At 72.7% G+C, this 16,710-nt stretch carries 14 protein-coding genes; 2 read left to right on the top strand and 12 right to left on the bottom strand.

What is annotated here, in order from left to right; all coding sequences use genetic code 11:
• Positions 1 to 18: 18 nt before the first annotated feature.
• Complete coding sequence (locus ACVW19_RS08685) at positions 19 to 1,203, bottom strand: MarP family serine protease (RefSeq protein ID WP_457458096.1); 1,185 nt, start codon at positions 1,201 to 1,203, stop codon at positions 19 to 21.
• Between the two features lie 189 nt (positions 1,204 to 1,392).
• On the opposite strand from ACVW19_RS08685, the gene ACVW19_RS08680 reads away from it, so the two are divergent.
• A complete protein-coding gene (locus ACVW19_RS08680) occupies positions 1,393 to 2,364 on the top strand; it encodes a peptidoglycan recognition protein family protein (RefSeq protein ID WP_457458094.1) in 972 nt (323 codons plus the stop codon).
• Here ACVW19_RS08680 and ACVW19_RS08675 read toward each other — a convergent pair.
• The 11 genes from ACVW19_RS08675 to ACVW19_RS08625 all read right to left on the bottom strand — a co-directional run bounded on the left by ACVW19_RS08675 (position 2,331) and on the right by ACVW19_RS08625 (position 15,791).
• A complete protein-coding gene (locus ACVW19_RS08675; protein ID WP_457464500.1) occupies positions 2,331 to 2,849 on the bottom strand; it encodes a DUF4240 domain-containing protein in 519 nt (172 codons plus the stop codon). The genes ACVW19_RS08680 and ACVW19_RS08675 overlap by 34 nt on opposite strands.
• 47 nt (positions 2,850 to 2,896) lie before the next feature.
• A complete protein-coding gene (locus ACVW19_RS08670; RefSeq protein ID WP_457458093.1) occupies positions 2,897 to 3,997 on the bottom strand; it encodes a helix-turn-helix transcriptional regulator in 1,101 nt (366 codons plus the stop codon).
• A gap of 73 nt (positions 3,998 to 4,070) precedes the next feature.
• The gene (aceE, locus tag ACVW19_RS08665) at positions 4,071 to 6,773 is read right to left on the bottom strand and encodes a pyruvate dehydrogenase (acetyl-transferring), homodimeric type (protein WP_457458091.1); all 2,703 of its coding nucleotides are present in this window, start codon (positions 6,771 to 6,773) and stop codon (positions 4,071 to 4,073) included.
• Positions 6,774 to 7,122: 349 nt separating this feature from the next.
• Entirely contained in the window at positions 7,123 to 7,512 is a 390-nt protein-coding gene (locus ACVW19_RS08660; protein WP_457458089.1) for a hypothetical protein, read from the bottom strand.
• A gap of 118 nt (positions 7,513 to 7,630) precedes the next feature.
• A complete protein-coding gene (locus ACVW19_RS08655; protein ID WP_457458087.1) occupies positions 7,631 to 7,762 on the bottom strand; it encodes a hypothetical protein in 132 nt (43 codons plus the stop codon).
• A 57-nt stretch (positions 7,763 to 7,819) separates the two neighbouring features.
• A complete protein-coding gene (locus ACVW19_RS08650) occupies positions 7,820 to 8,461 on the bottom strand; it encodes a cation transporting ATPase C-terminal domain-containing protein (RefSeq protein ID WP_457458085.1) in 642 nt (213 codons plus the stop codon).
• A 176-nt stretch (positions 8,462 to 8,637) separates the two neighbouring features.
• Positions 8,638 to 9,276 carry a GntR family transcriptional regulator gene (locus tag ACVW19_RS08645; protein WP_202282380.1) on the bottom strand — a complete coding sequence of 213 codons (639 nt, stop codon included), beginning with the start codon at positions 9,274 to 9,276 and terminating at the stop codon, positions 8,638 to 8,640.
• A 283-nt stretch (positions 9,277 to 9,559) separates the two neighbouring features.
• Entirely contained in the window at positions 9,560 to 11,353 is a 1,794-nt protein-coding gene (gene sucB, locus ACVW19_RS08640) for a 2-oxoglutarate dehydrogenase, E2 component, dihydrolipoamide succinyltransferase (RefSeq protein WP_457458083.1), read from the bottom strand.
• Positions 11,354 to 11,413: 60 nt separating this feature from the next.
• Positions 11,414 to 12,802 (bottom strand): dihydrolipoyl dehydrogenase, encoded by a 1,389-nt coding sequence (gene lpdA, locus ACVW19_RS08635; protein ID WP_457458081.1) that lies wholly within the window; start codon positions 12,800 to 12,802, stop codon positions 11,414 to 11,416.
• 319 nt (positions 12,803 to 13,121) lie between these two features.
• Positions 13,122 to 14,702 (bottom strand): leucyl aminopeptidase, encoded by a 1,581-nt coding sequence (locus ACVW19_RS08630; RefSeq protein WP_457458079.1) that lies wholly within the window; start codon positions 14,700 to 14,702, stop codon positions 13,122 to 13,124.
• Between the two features lie 294 nt (positions 14,703 to 14,996).
• Entirely contained in the window at positions 14,997 to 15,791 is a 795-nt protein-coding gene (locus ACVW19_RS08625) for an adenosylcobinamide-GDP ribazoletransferase (protein ID WP_457458077.1), read from the bottom strand.
• Between the two features lie 60 nt (positions 15,792 to 15,851).
• Here ACVW19_RS08625 and ACVW19_RS08620 point away from each other — a divergent pair, with 60 nt between their 5' ends.
• Positions 15,852 to 16,598 (top strand): hypothetical protein, encoded by a 747-nt coding sequence (locus tag ACVW19_RS08620; protein WP_457458075.1) that lies wholly within the window; start codon positions 15,852 to 15,854, stop codon positions 16,596 to 16,598.
• Positions 16,599 to 16,710 lie beyond the last annotated feature (112 nt).

The following is a 16,710-nucleotide window of genomic DNA, read 5'->3' as shown; positions in this document are numbered from 1 at the left end:
CCCCGCCCGGGCGTGGTCCTACGACGTCGTCAGGTCGCCCGTGTCCACCGGTGCCGTGGCGTTCGCCGCGCGCCGCGCGTCGTCGGCGACCTCGTCCGCCGTCAGTACGTAGCCGGTCTCCGCGTCCGAGGTGGAACGGGCGAACACCACGCCGTACACCCGGCCGTCGGTGGTCAGCAGCGGGCCGCCGGAGTTGCCGGGGCGCACGAGGGAACGGATCGAGTAGATCTCGCGGACGACCGACCGGTCGCCGTAGATGTTCTGCCCCTTCGCCTGCACCCGGTTGGCGACCGTCGCCGCCCGCAGGTCCAGATCGCCGTCCTGCGGATAGCCCGCGACGACCGCCGCGTCGCCGCGGTCGGCGTCGTCGTCGAACCGGAGGACGGGCGCCCGCAGTTCGGGGACGTACAGCACGGCCACGTCCTTCTGCGGGTCGAACAGCACCACCCGGGCCTCGTACGCCCGCCCGACGCCGCCGACCCGCACGGTCGGCTCGTCGATCCCGGCCACCACATGGGCGTTGGTCATCACGCGCTCCGTCGCGTACACGAAGCCGCTGCCCTCGCGGCCCTGGACGCCCGCGACGCCCTCGACCTTCACCGTGCTCCGCTGGGCGGCCCGGGTGGCGGCCGCGGTGACACTGTCGCCGGAGGGCTCGGCGACCTCGGCGGTCGACTCGTTCTCGAACGGGTTGAAGACCTGTGGGAAGCCCGCCTCGGTCAGCTCCGAGGTGGCCCGCGAGAACCAGGCCGGCGTGGTGTCCGGCATCACCTCGTGGACCGCGCCGAGCAGCCGCGAGTCGCGGATCGCGGAGGTGACCAGCGGGGACGAGGAGGCGCCCAGCACGGACGCGACCACCCAGGCCACGATCAGCACGGCCACCGAGTTGGCCGCGGCCCCGCCGATCCCGTCCGCCACCCGCAGCGGCCCCCGGTCCAGCTCCCGCCGCAACCGCAGCGCCAGCCGGCCCGCCAGTTCATGGCCCACCGCGGCCGGCAGCAGCACCGTGAAAACGGCCGTCACCGTCGCCGCGGTCGTCCCCGGGTCCACCAGATCCGTCACCCAGGGCAGAATCCACACGCCGACGACCGCACCGCCCACGAAACCGGCCAGCGAGACACAGCCGGCCAGCAGACCGCGCCGGTAGCCGGACGCCGCGTAGGCCAGGACGACCAGCAGCAGCAGAATGTCGAGCAGGTCCACGCACGCCGCCTTTCTCTCGGACCCCCTCATACGTGGGGGAGGGGCCCGGTGATCAGCCACGCGCGCGTGGAACCACGGAAGCGGTCACGCGCGCGTGCACTCGGAAGAACGCGGCGGACCAGGGAGATGGTTCCACCGGTCGGCACAGCACACGTCGCGGACGGGGTGGATCCGACCGACAGTGAAACCATGCGTGTCCTCATGAGGCCGCGGGGAGCGCGGCGGCGCCCTGCTTCCCGGATACCCCACAGCCCGGGCCTCACGGGCCTGCCCAGAGGCGTCAAGGTGCTGCTCGGCTGTCTGCCGGGCATCGCCGCGGCCGTCGCGCTGGTGCTGTGCGCGTACGGCGTCGAGCGGGCCGCGGAGTCCTCGGCCGCCCCCACCGCCACCCGCGAGGCGGCCGCGTACACGGCGCCCAGGCCGCCCATCGTGTCCAGAGCGGCCTGGACGGCCGGCGCCGCCCACGAGCAGCCGCCCCCGCGCTACGACGACGAGGTCGTCGCCGTCTTCATCCACCACACCGACTCGCCCAACGACTACGACTGCGCCGAGGCCCCGGCCAACATCCGCAGCGTCTACGAGGGCCAGACCTTGGGCCGGGACTGGGACGACATCGGCTACAACTTCGTCGTCGACCGCTGCGGCACCATCTACGAGGGCCGCGCGGGCGGGACCGACCGTCCCGTCACCGGCGCCCACACCCAGGGCTTCAACCACCGCACCGCGGGGATCGCCGCCCTCGGCACCTTTACCGCCGGGGTGCCGGTGCCGCCCGCGATGGAGCGCGCGATCGCCGAGCTGGCCGCCTGGAAGCTCGGCCTGTCCGGCACCGACCCGCGCTCCGACGTCCGGCTGGTCTCCAGCAACGGCGCCAGCCGGTACGCGGCCGGCACCACGGCCGTGCTGCCCGCCCTCGCGGGCCACAGCGACGGCTACATGACCAGCTGCCCGGGCGCCGCCCTGCAGGCCCGCCTCCCGGCGATCAGGCAACGGGCCGCGGAACTGCAGGGCCGCCGGCCGGGCGCCCGGCAGCAGGAGGACAGCCGGATCGCGGGGTCCTCCGGGGGGCGGGACGAGGGACAGGGCGGGGAGCAGGGCGGGAATCAGCACGGGGAACAGCACGGGAATCAGGACCGGAACCGTTCCCAGAGCCGGGGGTAGCCTTCGGCGAGCCGGGACTCGTTCTCGAAGTCGACCGGCGTGCCCTCGGGTTCCGCGGGGGCCGGCGGGAGGTCCAGATCGGGCGCCACCGTGCCGGTGAGCTGCTCGTACGCCTCGTCCGCCGCGTAGCCGAGGTCCTCGGCGTCGCCGTCGACCTCCTCGTCGAAGTCCTCCAGCAGGCCGGCCAGGGCGTCCGGATCGTGCAGCGCGCCCTCGAAGACCTCACGGCCCTGGCCGATCAGCCAGCACCGGAAGAAGTCGAAGGCGTCGTCGCTCGCCCCGTCCAGCAGCACCCAGGCGGCGCCCCACAGGTCCCAGCGGTAGGCGCGGTGATAGCGGGACTCGAAGTGCCGGGCGAAGTCCAGGACCGACTCCGGGTCCAGCCGCGCGAGCCGTTCCACGAGCAGGTCGGCCTGCTCCTCCGGGTCGCCCCCGGCGTCCTCGCGGGCGGTGTCGACCAGCTCCCAGAACTCCGTCTCGTCCATCACGCGTCAAGCATCGGCCCTGGGACCGGGGGGCGCACCCCGGAGTGTCACCCGGATCGCTCAGGGGCAGGGGCAGGGCCGGTGTCGGTGCCGGGAGCGTCCCTCCCGTACAGCAGGGCCAGCCGCACGGCCTGGGCGGCGAACCGCTCCCGCAACGACGCGGGCGCCAGCACCTCCACCTCGGGACCCAGCGCCGTCAGCTGGGTGTGGGCGACCTCCTCGGACTCCACCGGCAGGGTCACCGTCACCCACCCGCCGCCGTCCCCTCCGAACTCCCCGGCTGCGTCGGCCGCCTCAGCGGCCTCGGCCGCCGCGGCCAGTGCCTCCCGTGCGGCCGCCGCGGCCGACGCCTCAACGGAGTGCGGCAGCGCGCGTACCCCCTCGGGCGACAGCCGCACCACCACCTCCGTCCGCAGGAGCGAACGTGCGAACTCCTCCGCCCGCTCCTCCCAGAACACGGGCAGCTCGAACTCCCGGTCGCGTTCGAAGCGTGCGGGGTGTGCCGGGCCCGGGTCGACCGGCTCCACCGCGGTGAACCGGTCGACCCGGTACACCCGGAACGCCCCGTGCCCCGGCACCCGCGCGCACAGGTACCAGACGCCCGCCTTGAGCACGAGCCCGTAGGGCTCCAGCTCCCGCACGACCTCCCGCCGGTGCTCCCCCTCCCCGCGCAGATAGCGGGCGGTGACCCGGCGGTCGTCCCACACCGCGTCCGCCACGGCCGGCAGCAGTTCGGGCGTCACCGGCTCACGGAACCAGCCCGGGGCGTCCAGATGGAAGCGCTGCGCGGCCGTCCGCGACGCGTCCCGCAGGGAGGGCAGCAGTGCCGCCGACACCTTCAGCCGGGCCGCGGAGGCCGCGTCCTCGAGCCCCATCTCCCGCAGCGCCCCCGGCACCCCGGACAGGAACAGCGCCTCCGCCTCGCCCCGGGCCAGCCCGGTCAGCCTCGTCCGGTACCCGCCGACCAGCCGGTAGCCCCCGACCCGTCCCCGGTCCGCGTACACCGGCACCCCGGCCTCGGACAGCGCCTGCGCGTCCCGGGTGACCGTCCGCTCCGACACCTCCAGCTCCCGCGCCAGCTCGGCGGCGGTCATGGAGGGCCGGGACTGGAGCAGCAGCACCATCTTGATCAGCCGGGCAGCGCGCATACGGCCCATCATGCAGCAGGAGGCCCCCGCCGCAGCGGGGGCCTCCTGCCTCACATCCGTAGCACCCGGGTGCCTACAGACCGTACTTCTCGCGCGCTTCCTTCACGGCCGTCACCTGCACCTCGCCGCGCCGGGCGAGCTGCGCCAGGGCCGCGACGACGATGGACTCGGCGTCGACACCGAAGTAGCGGCGGGCCGCCTCGCGGGTCTCCGACAGGCCGAAACCGTCGGTGCCCAGCGAGGTGTAGTCCTGCTCGACCCACTGCGCGATCTGGTCGGGAACCTGGCGCATGTAGTCCGAGACCGCCAGCACCGGACCCTCGGCGCCCTGGAGCGCCTGCCGGACGAACGGCACCCGCTCCTCGCCGCGCAGCAGCGCCTCGTCCGCCTCCATGGCGTCCCGGCGCAGCTCGGTCCACGACGTCGCCGACCACACGTCGGCCGCCACGCCCCACTCCTCGGCGAGCAGCTGCTGCGCCTTCAGCGCCCAGTGGATCGCCGTACCGGAGCCGAGCAGCTGGATGCGCGGGGCGTTGGCGGGTGCCGTCAGCCCCGCAGACTCCGCCGTGTTGAAGCGGTACAGGCCCTTGAGGATGCCCTCGTCGACCCCGGCACCGGCCGGCTTGGCGGGCTGCCGCAGCGGCTCGTTGTAGACCGTCAGGTAGTAGAAGACGTCCTGGTCCTCGTCCGGGGCCGCCGCGCCGTACATCCGGCGCAGGCCCTCCTTGACGATGACGGCGATCTCGTACGCGAACGCCGGGTCGTACGTCAGCGCGGCCGGGTTGGTCGCGGCGATGACCGGGGAGTGACCGTCGGCGTGCTGGAGGCCCTCACCGGTGAGCGTGGTGCGGCCGGCGGTGGCGCCGACGAGGAAGCCGCGGCCGAGCTGGTCGCCGAGCTGCCACATCTGGTCGGCCGTGCGCTGCCAGCCGAACATCGAGTAGTAGATGTAGAACGGGATCACCGGCTCGCCGTGCGTCGCGTACGACGTCGAGGCGGCGATGAAGCTGGCCATGGAACCGGCCTCGGTGATCCCCTCGTTGAGGATCTGGCCGTTCTTGGCCTCCTTGTAGTACATCAGCTGGTCGCGGTCGACCGGCTCGTACGTCTGGCCCTTGGGCGAGTAGATGCCGAGCGACGGGAAGAGCGACTCCATGCCGAAGGTGCGCGCCTCGTCGGGGACGATCGGCACCCAGCGCCTGCCGGTCTCCTTGTCGCGGACCAGGTCCTTGACCAGGCGGACGAAGGCCATGGTGGTCGCCACGTTCTGCGAACCGGAACCCTTGTCGAAGGCGCTGAACGCCTTGTCGGCCGGGGCCGGCAGCGGGGCGACGGGGTGGACGCGGCGGGCCGGGGCCGGACCGCCGAGAGCGGCGCGGCGCTCCTGGAGGTAGCGGACCTCGGGGGAGTCGGCGCCCGGGTGGCCGTAGGGGACCACGCCGTCGACGAAGTCGCTGTCCTTGATCGGCAGGTCGAGGCGGTCGCGCATCGCCTTGAACTCGTCCACCGAGAGCTTCTTCATCTGGTGGTTGGCGTTCTTCGAGGCGAAGCCCTCGCCGAGCGTGTGGCCCTTGACCGTCTGGGCCAGGATCACGGTCGGCGCGCCCTTGTGGGCGAGCGCGGCACGGTAGGCGGCGTAGACCTTGCGGGACTCGTGGCCGCCGCGCGAGAGGTGGAAGCACTCGAGGATCTTGTCGTCGCTCAGCAGCTTCGCCATCTCGACGAGCGCCGGGTCCTTGCCGAAGAAGTCCTCGCGGATGTAGGCCGCGTCGCGGGTCTGGTACGTCTGGACCTGCGCGTCGGGCACCTCGCGCAGACGGCGGACGAGCGCGCCGGTGGTGTCCAGCTGGAACAGCTCGTCCCAGGCGGTGCCCCACAGGCTCTTGACCACGTTCCAGCCGGAGCCGCGGAACAGGGCCTCCAGCTCCTGCACGATCTTGAAGTTGGCGCGGACCGGACCGTCGAGGCGCTGCAGGTTGCAGTTGATGACGAAGGTCAGGTTGTCCAGGCCCTCGCGGGAGGCGAGGGTGAGGGCGGCGGTGGACTCCGGCTCGTCCATCTCGCCGTCGCCGAGGAACGCCCACACGTGGGAGTTCGTCAGGTCCTTGATGCCGCGGCTGGTCAGATAGCGGTTGAACCGCGCCTGGTAGACCGCGGAGATCGGGCCGAGGCCCATCGACACCGTGGGGAACTCCCACAGCCAGGGCAGACGCCGCGGGTGCGGGTACGAGGGGAGGCCGTCACCGCCCGCCTCACGGCGGAAGTTGTCCAGGTGCCGCTCGCCGATCCGTCCGTCGAGGAAGGCGCGGGCGTAGATGCCGGGGGAGGCGTGGCCCTGGATGTAGAGCTGGTCGCCGGAGCCGTCGGCCTCCTTGCCGCGGAAGAAGTGGTTGAAGCCCGTCTCGTAGAGCCAGGCCGCGGAGGCGAAGGTGGCGATGTGGCCGCCGACGCCGTACTCGCTGCCGCGGGTCACCATCGCGGCCGCGTTCCAGCGGTTCCACGCGGTGATGCGGGACTCCATCGCCTCGTCGCCGTCCACCGCGGGCTCGGCGGAGGTGGGGATGGTGTTGATGTAGTCGGTCTCGAGGAGCTTCGGCAGTGCGACGCCGGCCTCCTCGGCGCGCTCCAGCGTACGGCGCATCAGGTACGCGGCACGGTGCGGCCCGGCTGCCTCGGTGACGGCGCCGAGGGAGGCCTGCCACTCGGCGGTCTCCTCGGGGTCGCGGTCCGGGAGCTGGTCCAGCTCGCTCGGCTGGATGGCCTTGGGGTCGGTCATGTCGCCGCCTTCCTCAGTCGAAGGGGGTTCCCTCATCGGTAAGGGTTCGGGGGTGCCCTTGGTCTTTGGCAGGACAGGGCTGGGGCTCTGGTGGAGACCCCGCTGGCGACAATAACCCGCTGATCGATGATCGATCAAAGGTACTAGGCCGAAAAAGTCTCGATATCAAGAAATTGGCATCCTGTGCCGGAGATTCAGGCACGCGGTGCCGCATTTTCCCTGCTCATCTGAGGGATGGGCGGCCGATTCGGGCGGGGTGCGGGCCGGCTCGGACGTGCTGAACGCCGGTGGGGTCGAACACCCGGGTGGCCTCCGGGTGTTCGACCCCACCGGCGTCCGGGCGGGACTGTCAGGCCGGCAGCGGCTGCGTCACGGTCTCCGTCCGTTCGGTGTGTTCGTGCCCCTGGCGCTGCCGTGCCGCCTGCTCGCGGGTGATCACCTCGGTGGCGGCGCCGACGGCGACCGCGACCGGCCAGCCGATGGCTCCGGCGACGGTCATGCCGCCGAGGACGCCGTAGAGGGCCAGCTTGCGGGGCGAGGGGAGCAGGGAGGTGGCCGTGGACACGGGTGCGGCCTTGCGGGCGCCGGAGAACATGTCCCCCGGGGTCACGTAGGGGATCGGAACCCGGGCGTGCGCGGTGTGCAGGTGCAGCAGCTTGCCGCCCGTCCGCTTCTCCTCCGGGCGCTCCGTCGGGGCCTGCTGTTGCGGTGGCTGGGTCTGTGCTTCTGGGGAAGTCATCTCCGTCCTCTCCTGCCGTGAGGCGCGAGTGGCGAGGGGTCTTCCTGGCCGCCTTCCATCAACGCACGCGAATAAACCCGCCTGAACGGACAATTCGGGCAAGCCGGTTCGGGGTCGCTCAGGCGTGTGCGGTCGCCGGGCGCCCGCTCGTGCCGAAGGCCTTCCAGAGCTGGACGGCCAGCCGGACCACGGCGGCCTCGAGCAGGGCGACCGCCGCCTGGGTCAGGATCGTGGTGAGGATGTGCGGCATGGTCCGCCGCCTTTCGTGTGTGTCGTGCCGGGTACGACTCCTTTGTCGGCCCCGATGTCATCCAGCAGGCTGCACACGGGTGTTCTGCAGGTGAACTTTTTTCAGCGTACCGGCGGCGCCCCGGACCGCGAGGGGCACCGGCACCGATCCCGCCGCCGACGCCAGCGCGATCGTCCAGGCCGCGGGGCCCGGGGGCCGGCTGCCGAAGAAGTGGCTGAGCCCCGGCACGCCCACCACCGGATCACGGCCCGCGTCCCGGAGCGTCTGGAACAGCCGGGAGGTCACCAGGGCGGCCAGGGCGGTGTCGGCGCGCCCCCGGGTGCCGGTGGCCCGGGCGACGATCCAGGCGGCCGTAGCCGCCGCCGTGGTGACGGCGGCAGGCAGCCGGATGTGACGGATCAGTGCCTTGCCGAGCGAGGCCTCCGGGCCCTCCGCGAGCCGCCGGGCGGGGTGGTCGGCGGGCGGCCGGGCGGCGATGGCCATGGCGGGCAGCATGTCCGTGAGCAGGTCGACCAGGAGCAGCCGGCGGGCGTTGAGCGCGCTGCACCCGGTGAACAGTGTGGTCGCCGGCGTGAAGACGGTCTCTCCCGGAATGCCGCCGAGCAGGATGCCCAGCGCCCTGCGCACCGAGCCCCACATGGCCCGGCCCTCGACGAAGGCGTCGACGATGGTCTCGATCCGGTCGTCGGTGACGAGCACGCCGGCGGCGGCGCGGGCCGCCGGCGTGGCCCGGGATCCCAGGGCGGTGCCGACGTCGGCGATCCGGATGGCGGGCGCGTCGTTGGCGCCGTCGCCCGTGACGGCGACGGTACGGCCGGCCGGGCGCGGCGAGGCGGGAGGGCGGTGCCGGGGCCGGAACGGGTGCGGACGGGAGATCAGGCGGGGGCGTCGGCGGCGTGCGGCGCGCAGCCCAGCACATGCTCCTTCACCAGGCGGCCGATGTCCGGATCCTGCCGCCGGAACGCCGCGACCAGCTCTTCGTGCTCCTCGGCATAGGACTGCTGGACCGTGCCCAGCCAGCGGATGGACAGGGCCGTGAAGACCTCGATGCCCAGGCCCTCCCAGGTGTGCAGCAGCACCGAGTTGCCGGCCGCGCGGACCAGTTCACGGTGGAAGGCGACCGTGTGCCGCACCTGGGCCGTGCCGTCGGCCGTGCGGTCGGCCTCGTACAGCGCGGCGACATGCGGCTCCAGCGCCGAGCAGTCCTCCGCCAGCCGCTCCGCCGCCAGCTCCGCGGCGATCGCCTCGAGACCCGCCCGTACGGGGTAGCTCTCCTCCAGGTCGGTGGCCGAGAGGTTGCGCACCCGCACGCCTTTGTTGGGCGCCGACTCGATCAGCCGCAGCGACTCCAGCTCGCGCAGCGCCTCCCGCACCGGTGTCTGACTGACCTCCAGCTCGGTCGCGATCCGCCGCTCCACGATCCGCTCGCCCGGCTGCCAGCGCCCGCTGATGATCCCTTCCAGGATGTGCTCGCGGATCTGTTCGCGCAGCGAGTGGACGACGGGCGCGGTCATGAGTGCTCCTTGGACAGGGCTCGTGAATCCGGGGCAGCCGCCCGAAAGGCCCCGTCGAGGGGCGGCGGACGGACGACGGACAGGACCCTTGAGGTCGATTGACCCTTAGACAATACGGCTGACACACCGTCCCGGAGGGGCGCACGGGGTGCTTTCGCCCAGGTGAGACGAGGCTTACACGGCGCATACGGCGCGGCTCACGCCGTGCCCACGACAGTGCCCCCGCCCGGGAGCCTGGAAGCTCCGGACGGGGGCACCGGTGACCGGGATCAGCGGCCGTGGATCACAGGCCGAGCTCGACCTCGAACTCGCCCGCCTCCAGGATCGCCTTGACCGAGTTCAGGTAACGGGCCGCGTCGGCACCGTCCACCAGCCGGTGGTCGTAGGAGAGGGTCAGGTAGGTCATGTCGCGGACGCCGATGACCGTTCCCTCCTCCGTCTCGATGACGGCCGGACGCTTGACCGTGGCACCGATACCGAGGATCGCGACCTGGCCCGGAGGCACGATGATCGTGTCGAACAGCGCGCCGCGCGAACCGGTGTTGCTGATCGTGAAGGTCCCGCCGGACAGCTCGTCCGGGGTGATCTTGCCGGCCCGGACCTTGCCCGCCAGCTCCGCCGTGGCCTTGGAGATACCGGCGATGTTGAGGTCACCGGCGTTCTTGATGACCGGGGTCATCAGGCCCTTCTCGGAGTCCACCGCGATACCGATGTGCTCGGTGTCGAAGTACGTGATGGTCCCCTCGGCCTCGTTGATCCGGGCGTTGACGGCCGGGTGGGCCTTCAGCGCCTGGGCGGCGGCCTTGACGAAGAACGGCATCGGGGAGAGCTTGACGCCCTCGCGGGCCGCGAACGAGTCCTTGGCCCGCGCCCGCAGCTTCATCAGCCGGGTGACGTCGACCTCGACCACCGAGGACAGCTGCGCCTGCTCACGCAGCGCCTTGACCATGTTGTCGCCGATGACCTTGCGGATCCGCGGCATCTTCACGGTCTGGCCGCGCAGCGGCGAGGCCTCGAGGACCGGGGTCCGCTTCGCCGCGGCCGGAGCGGCGGCCGGAGCCGCGGCGGGGACGGCCTTCGCGGCCTCAGCGGCGGCGACGACGTCCTGCTTGCGGATACGGCCACCGACGCCGGTGCCCTTGACGGTGGACAGGTCGACGCCGTGCTCGGCGGCGAGCTTGCGCACCAGCGGGGTCACGTAGGCGCCCTCGTCGGTCGGCTGCGCGGCGGCCGGAGCGGCAGCCGGGGCCGGAGCGGCCTGCGGGGCGGCGGGGGCCGGGGCGGCCGGTGCCGGGGCGGCCTGCGGGGCAGGAGCCGGAGCCGGGGCGGGAGTGGGAGCCGGGGCGGGAGCGGCCGGCGCGGGAGCCGGAGCGGCCTGCTGCGGGGCCGGGGCGGGCTCGGGCTGCGCCGGGGCGGCCGGAGCCGCCGGTGCCGGAGCGGCCGCCGGGGCGGCACCCGGAGCGCCGATGACGGCGAGCTTCGCGCCCACCTCGGCGGTCTCGTCCTCGCCGACCGTGATCTCCAGCAGCACACCGGAGGTGGGCGCCGGGATCTCGGTGTCGACCTTGTCGGTGGAGACCTCGAGCAGCGGCTCGTCGGCCTCGACACTGTCGCCGACCGACTTCAGCCAGCGGGTGACGGTGCCCTCGGTGACGGACTCGCCGAGCGCGGGCAGGACCACGTCCGTGCCCTCGGCGGAGCCGCCGCCGGCGGCGGCCTCAGCGGTGGGAGCGGGCGCCGGGGCGGCCTGCTCGGTGGAGGGGGCCGCGGCGGCCGGCTCGGGAGCCGGTGCGGCGGGCTGCTCGACGGCCGGGGCCGGAGCCTCGGCAGCCGCTCCGCTGCCGTCGTCGATCAGGGCCAGCTCGGCACCGACCTCGACGGTCTCGTCCTCGGCGACCTTGATGGAGGACAGCACGCCGGAGGCCGGAGCGGGGATCTCGGTGTCGACCTTGTCGGTGGAGACCTCGAGCAGCGGCTCGTCGGCCTCGACGCGCTCGCCCTCGGCCTTCAGCCAGCGGGTGACAGTGCCCTCGGTGACGCTCTCACCGAGCGCCGGAAGGGTTACGGAAACCGCCATGGTTTCGGTTGCTCCTTAGAAGTGCGGAAGTCTGTGTCGTCGTGCCCGTGACCGAAGGCGTCAGTCGTGGGAGTGGAGGGGCTTGCCCGCGAGGGCCAGGTGGGCCTCGCCGAGCGCCTCGTTCTGCGTCGGGTGGGCGTGGATCAGCTGCGCGACCTCGGCAGGCAGCGCCTCCCAGTTGTAGATCAGCTGGGCTTCGCCGACCTGCTCGCCCATACGGTCACCGACCATGTGGACGCCGACCACGGCACCGTCCTTGACCTGGACGAGCTTGATCTCGCCGGCGGTCTTGAGGATCTTGCTCTTGCCGTTGCCCGCCAGGTTGTACTTCAGGGCGACGACCTTGTCCGCGCCGTAGATCTCCTTGGCCTTGGCCTCGGTGATGCCGACGGAGGCGACCTCCGGGTGGCAGTACGTCACCCGCGGCACGCCGTCGTAGTCGACCGGGACGGCCTTCAGGCCGGCCAGCCGCTCCGCCACCAGGATGCCCTCGGCGAAGCCGACGTGCGCCAGCTGGAGCGTCGGGACGAGGTCGCCGACGGCGGAGATGGTCGGGACGTTGGTGCGCATGTACTCGTCGACCAGGACGTAGCCGCGGTCCATGGCGACCCCGGCCTCCTCGTAGCCCAGGTCCTGCGAGACCGGGCCGCGGCCGATGGCGACGAGGAGGACCTCGGCCTCGAACTCCTTGCCGTCGGCGAGGGTGACCTTGACGCCGTCCTGGGTGTACTCGGCCTTCTGGAAGAAGGTGCCCAGGTTGAACTTGATGCCCCGCTTGCGGAAGGCGCGCTCCAGCAGCTTCGAGCTGTTCTCGTCCTCGACCGGGACGAGGTGCTTGAGGCCCTCGACGATCGTGACGTCGGTGCCGAAGGACTTCCACACGGAGGCGAACTCGACGCCGATGACGCCGCCGCCCAGCACGATCGCGGACTTCGGCACGCGGTCCAGGACGAGGGCGTGGTCCGAGGAGATGATCCGGTTGCCGTCGATCTCCAGGCCCGGCAGCGACTTCGGCACGGAGCCGGTCGCCAGCAGGACGTGGCGGCCCTGGATCCGCTGACCGTTCACATCGACGGAGGTCGGCGACGACAGCCGGCCCTCACCCTCGATGTAGGTCACCTTGCGCGAGGCGATCAGACCCTGCAGGCCCTTGTACAGGCCCGAGATCACGTCGTCCTTGTACTTGTTGACGGCCGCCATGTCGATGCCCTCGAAGGTGGCCTTCACACCGAACTGCTCGCTCTCGCGGGCCTGGTCGGCGATCTCGCCCGCGTGCAGCAGGGCCTTGGTGGGGATGCAGCCGTTGTGCAGGCAGGTACCGCCGACCTTGTCCTTCTCGATCAGGGCGACGTCCAGGCCCAGCTGCGCCCCGCGCAGCGCCGCGGCGTAACCACCGCTGCCACCGCCGAGGATCACTAGGTCGAAAACAGTGCTGGCGTCGTTCGCCACGTCACGTCCTCCATGCATGTGCGCCACGCCGGTCTCCAGTGACCGGTCGGCGGCTGGTGTCCGGCCGCTTTTGCCTTCGGCCCTTCGGTGGGGCCCTGTCCTGCCGAGCCCTATCCTCGCACTTGTCCGAGCCGAACGAGACGTGGGGCAGGGGTGTGACACGTCCCACGTTCGAACGTCCGCCCGATCACACGCGCGAGGACTTCCGGGACCGCATGCCCCGGCACACGCGCCGACACCCGCGGCGGATCCGCATGACGCGCCGGCCGGCGGGGCCCCGTCCTACCCGCGCACGGGGCCCCGCCGGTGACCGGTCGGCTCAGCCCAGGTCGCCGGCCGCCGTCTGCTCCGCGAGGCGGACCAGCGTCCGTACCGCCGAGCCCGTACCGCCCCTGGGCGTGTACCCGAAGGGGCTGCCCTCGTTGAAGGCCGGACCGGCGATGTCGAGGTGGGCCCAGGTGATGCCCTCGCCGACGAACTCGCGCAGGAAGAGCCCGGCGACGAGCCCGCCGCCCATCCGCTCACCCATGTTCGCGAGGTCGGCCGTGGCCGAGTCCATGCCCTTGCGCAGGTGCTCCGGCAGCGGCATCGGCCAGGCGGGCTCGCCGACCTCCTCGGCGGCCTCGTGCACCGCCGTGCGGAAGGCGTCGTCGTTGGCCATGATCCCGAACGTGCGGTTGCCCAGCGCCAGCATCATCGCGCCGGTCAGGGTCGCGACGTCCACGATCGCGTCCGGCTTCTCCTCCGAGGCGGCCCACAGCGCGTCGGCGAGCACGAGCCGGCCCTCGGCGTCGGTGTTGAGCACCTCCACCGTCTTGCCGCTGTACATGCGCAGCACGTCACCCGGGCGGGTGGCGGAACCGGAGGGCATGTTCTCGGCCAGGGCCAGCCAGCCGGTGACGTTGACCTCGAGACCGAGGCGGGCGGCGGCGACGACCGCGGCGAACACGGCGGCGGCACCGCTCATGTCGCACTTCATCGTCTCGTTGTGCCCGGCCGGCTTCAGCGAGATGCCGCCCGAGTCGTAGGTGATGCCCTTGCCGACGAAGGCGAGGTGCTTCTTCGCCTTGGCGGAGGTGTACGACAGCTTCACCAGCCGCGGACCCGACGCCGAGCCGGCGCCGACGCCGAGGATGCCGCCGTGGCCGCCCTTGGCCAGCGCCTTCTCGTCGAGCACCTGCACCTTGATGCCGTGCTCCTTGGCCGCGGCCTGGGCGACGGCGGCGAACGCCTCGGGGTCGAGGTCGTTGGGCGGGGTGTTGATCAGGTCGCGGGCCCGGTTGAGCTCCTCGGACACCGTGGTGGCACGCTCCACGGCCGCCGTGTACGCCTTGTCGCGGGACTTGTCGCAGAGCAGCACGGCCTCGGCGAGGGGCGCCTTCGCGTCCTTCTTCTTGTCCTTGCCGCCTTCGGCCTTGTTCTTGGAGGCGTCCTTGTTCTTGTGGACGTCCTTGCTCTTGTAGGCGTCGAAGGAGTAGGCGCCGAGCAGCACGCCCTCGGCGACCGCGCCGGCGTCGGCCGCGTCCGTCAGGGGGAGGGCGAACGCGGCCTTCTTGGATCCGGTGAGGGCACGGGCGGCCACACCGGCCGCCTTGCGCAGCGCCTCGGGGTCGGGCGCGGCGTCCTTCTCGGGCTGGGTGCCCAGGCCCACCGCGACCAGGAGCGGCGTCTTGAAGCCGGCCGGCGCGGGGAGCTTCGTCACCTCACCCTCGGCGCCGGACGCGCCGAGGGTCTCCAGGACGCCGGTGAGCCCGCCGTCGTAGGCCTTGTCCACGGCTTCGGCACCCGGTGCGACGACCAGGCCCCCGGGCCCGGACGCAGTGCCCTTGGCGACACCGATCACGATCGCGTCGGCCTTCAGACCGGGGATCGCGGCGGTGCTGAGAGTGAGAGCAGTCACGGTGGTGAATTCTCGCTTCCGATGTGAAGTTGCTGTGGCCGAAAAGCGTGGGTCGACCGGGCCCGGCGCCGACCCTAACGACGACCTGGCGGTACGGTCTCGGCGGGGCCTGCCCCGGTACGGCGCACACTGCGGACGAGCCTACGCGCGTCTGCGCGTACGCTCCCTCGCGCGGTCTTCACCGTTCGGTGACGTGACGGACACCTTCCGGGCCCCGCCCCCCTCAAGGACCACCCTACGAACTGGGGGGCCGGCGCCGTGCCTGCCGGGAGGCGGGCGCGGGCCGCCGGGCTCTCAGCCCAGTGCCGCGACGACGAGCGCGGTCGTCGCCGCGGTCTCCGCGAGCGAGCCGAACACGTCGCCGGTGATCCCGCCGAAGCGGCGGACGCAGTGCCGCAGGAGCGGCTCCGCGGCCGCGACGGACAGCAGTACCGCGAGGACGGCGCGGACGGCACCGTCCACCCCGAGCAGGGCGCCCCCGGCGGCGGCCGCCGCCCCGGCCACCGCGAGGGCGACGGCCACCGCACCCGCCGGTGGGACGACCCCGGCGACGGCGGCTCCCAGCCCTTCGGGCCGGGCGGGCGGCACCCCGGCGCGGGCGGCGAGGGTGAGGGCGAGCCGGGCCGTGACCGCCGCGACCACGGCGGCGAGCGCCCCCCGCGCCCAGGAGTCGCCGTATGCCTGGGCCAGCGCGGCCACCTGCGCCAGCAGCACGAGGACGAGGGTGAGCACGCCGAACGGCCCGATGTCCGACTGCTTCATGATCCGCAGCGCGTCCTCGGCCGGCTTTCCGCTGCCGAGCCCGTCCGCGACGTCGGCGAGCCCGTCGAGGTGCAGCCCGCGCGTGAGCGCGGCGGGCGCGGCGACGGTGGCGACGGCGGCGAGTGGCGCGCCCGCCCCGAGGGACAGCAGCAGCAGTCCGCAGGCGGCGGCCACGGCACCGACCGCCAGCCCGGCCAGCGGGGCGCACAGCATGCCGCCGCGTGCGGCCGGGCGATCCCAGCGGGTCACCTCGACGGGGAACACGGTGAGGGTGCCGAAGGCGAAGCGGAGGCCGTCGGTCAGGGGGGTCGGGAAGGGCGCGGGCACCGGCGCAGATTATCCGGCGGTCAGCAGGGTGCCCCCGGCGGTCGTGGATAAAGTGCGCTTATGGGACATTGGTTGCAGCGGAACATCATCGAACCGGGCAAGCTGCCGCTGCTCCTCGCCCTCGCCGCCTTCGTCCTCACCTTCGTGATCACCCGGGTCGTCACCCGGCTGATCCGGGCGGGCAAGGGCCCCTTCGGCAACGTCGAGTCGGGCGGTGTGCACGTCCACCACGTCGTGCCCGGCGTGATCCTCACCGTCGTCGGCGGCTTCGGCGCGGTGGCGAGCGGCCGGCACGGCTTCGGCTCGGCGTTCAGCGCGGTCGCCTTCGGCATCGGCGCCGGCCTGGTCCTGGACGAGTTCGCGCTGATCCTGCACCTCCAGGACGTCTACTGGACCGAGGCCGGCCGCCAGAGCGTCGAGGTGGTCGTCATCACCGCCTCCCTGGTCGGACTGCTGCTGGCCGGGTTCTCGCCGTTCGGCGTCGACGACGTCTCCCAGGACGAACTCCAGGACCGCGCGAGCGTCGCCCTGAACGTGGCGGTCAACTTCCTCTTCTCCCTGATCGCCCTGAGCAAGGGCAAGACCAGGACCGCCGTCTTCGGAGTGATCGTGCCCGTCGTCGCCCTGATCGGCTCGCTGCGCCTGGCCCGCCCCGGTTCCCCGTGGGCCAGACGCTTCTACCGGAGCCGGCACCGCGCCCGCGCCAAGGCCCTCCTGCGGGCCTACCACCACGACCGCCGCTGGTCCGGCCCCCGCCGGGCCTTCGAGGACTGGCTCGGCGGCAAACCGGACCCACCCCGACCCTGAAGGGGCGCGGGGAACTGCGCGAACGGGGGGGCTGGGGGCGGAGCCCCAGGGACGATGGGGGTCCCCCTGCTCATGGGGGTCCCCCCTGTTCGAGCGGAGCCGAGAGCTCGGG

It is taken from the genome of Streptomyces sp. TE5632 (assembly GCF_054061295.1).
Note: the sequence above shows the minus strand (reverse complement) of the source record. Positions and strands in the feature narration are given on the sequence as shown.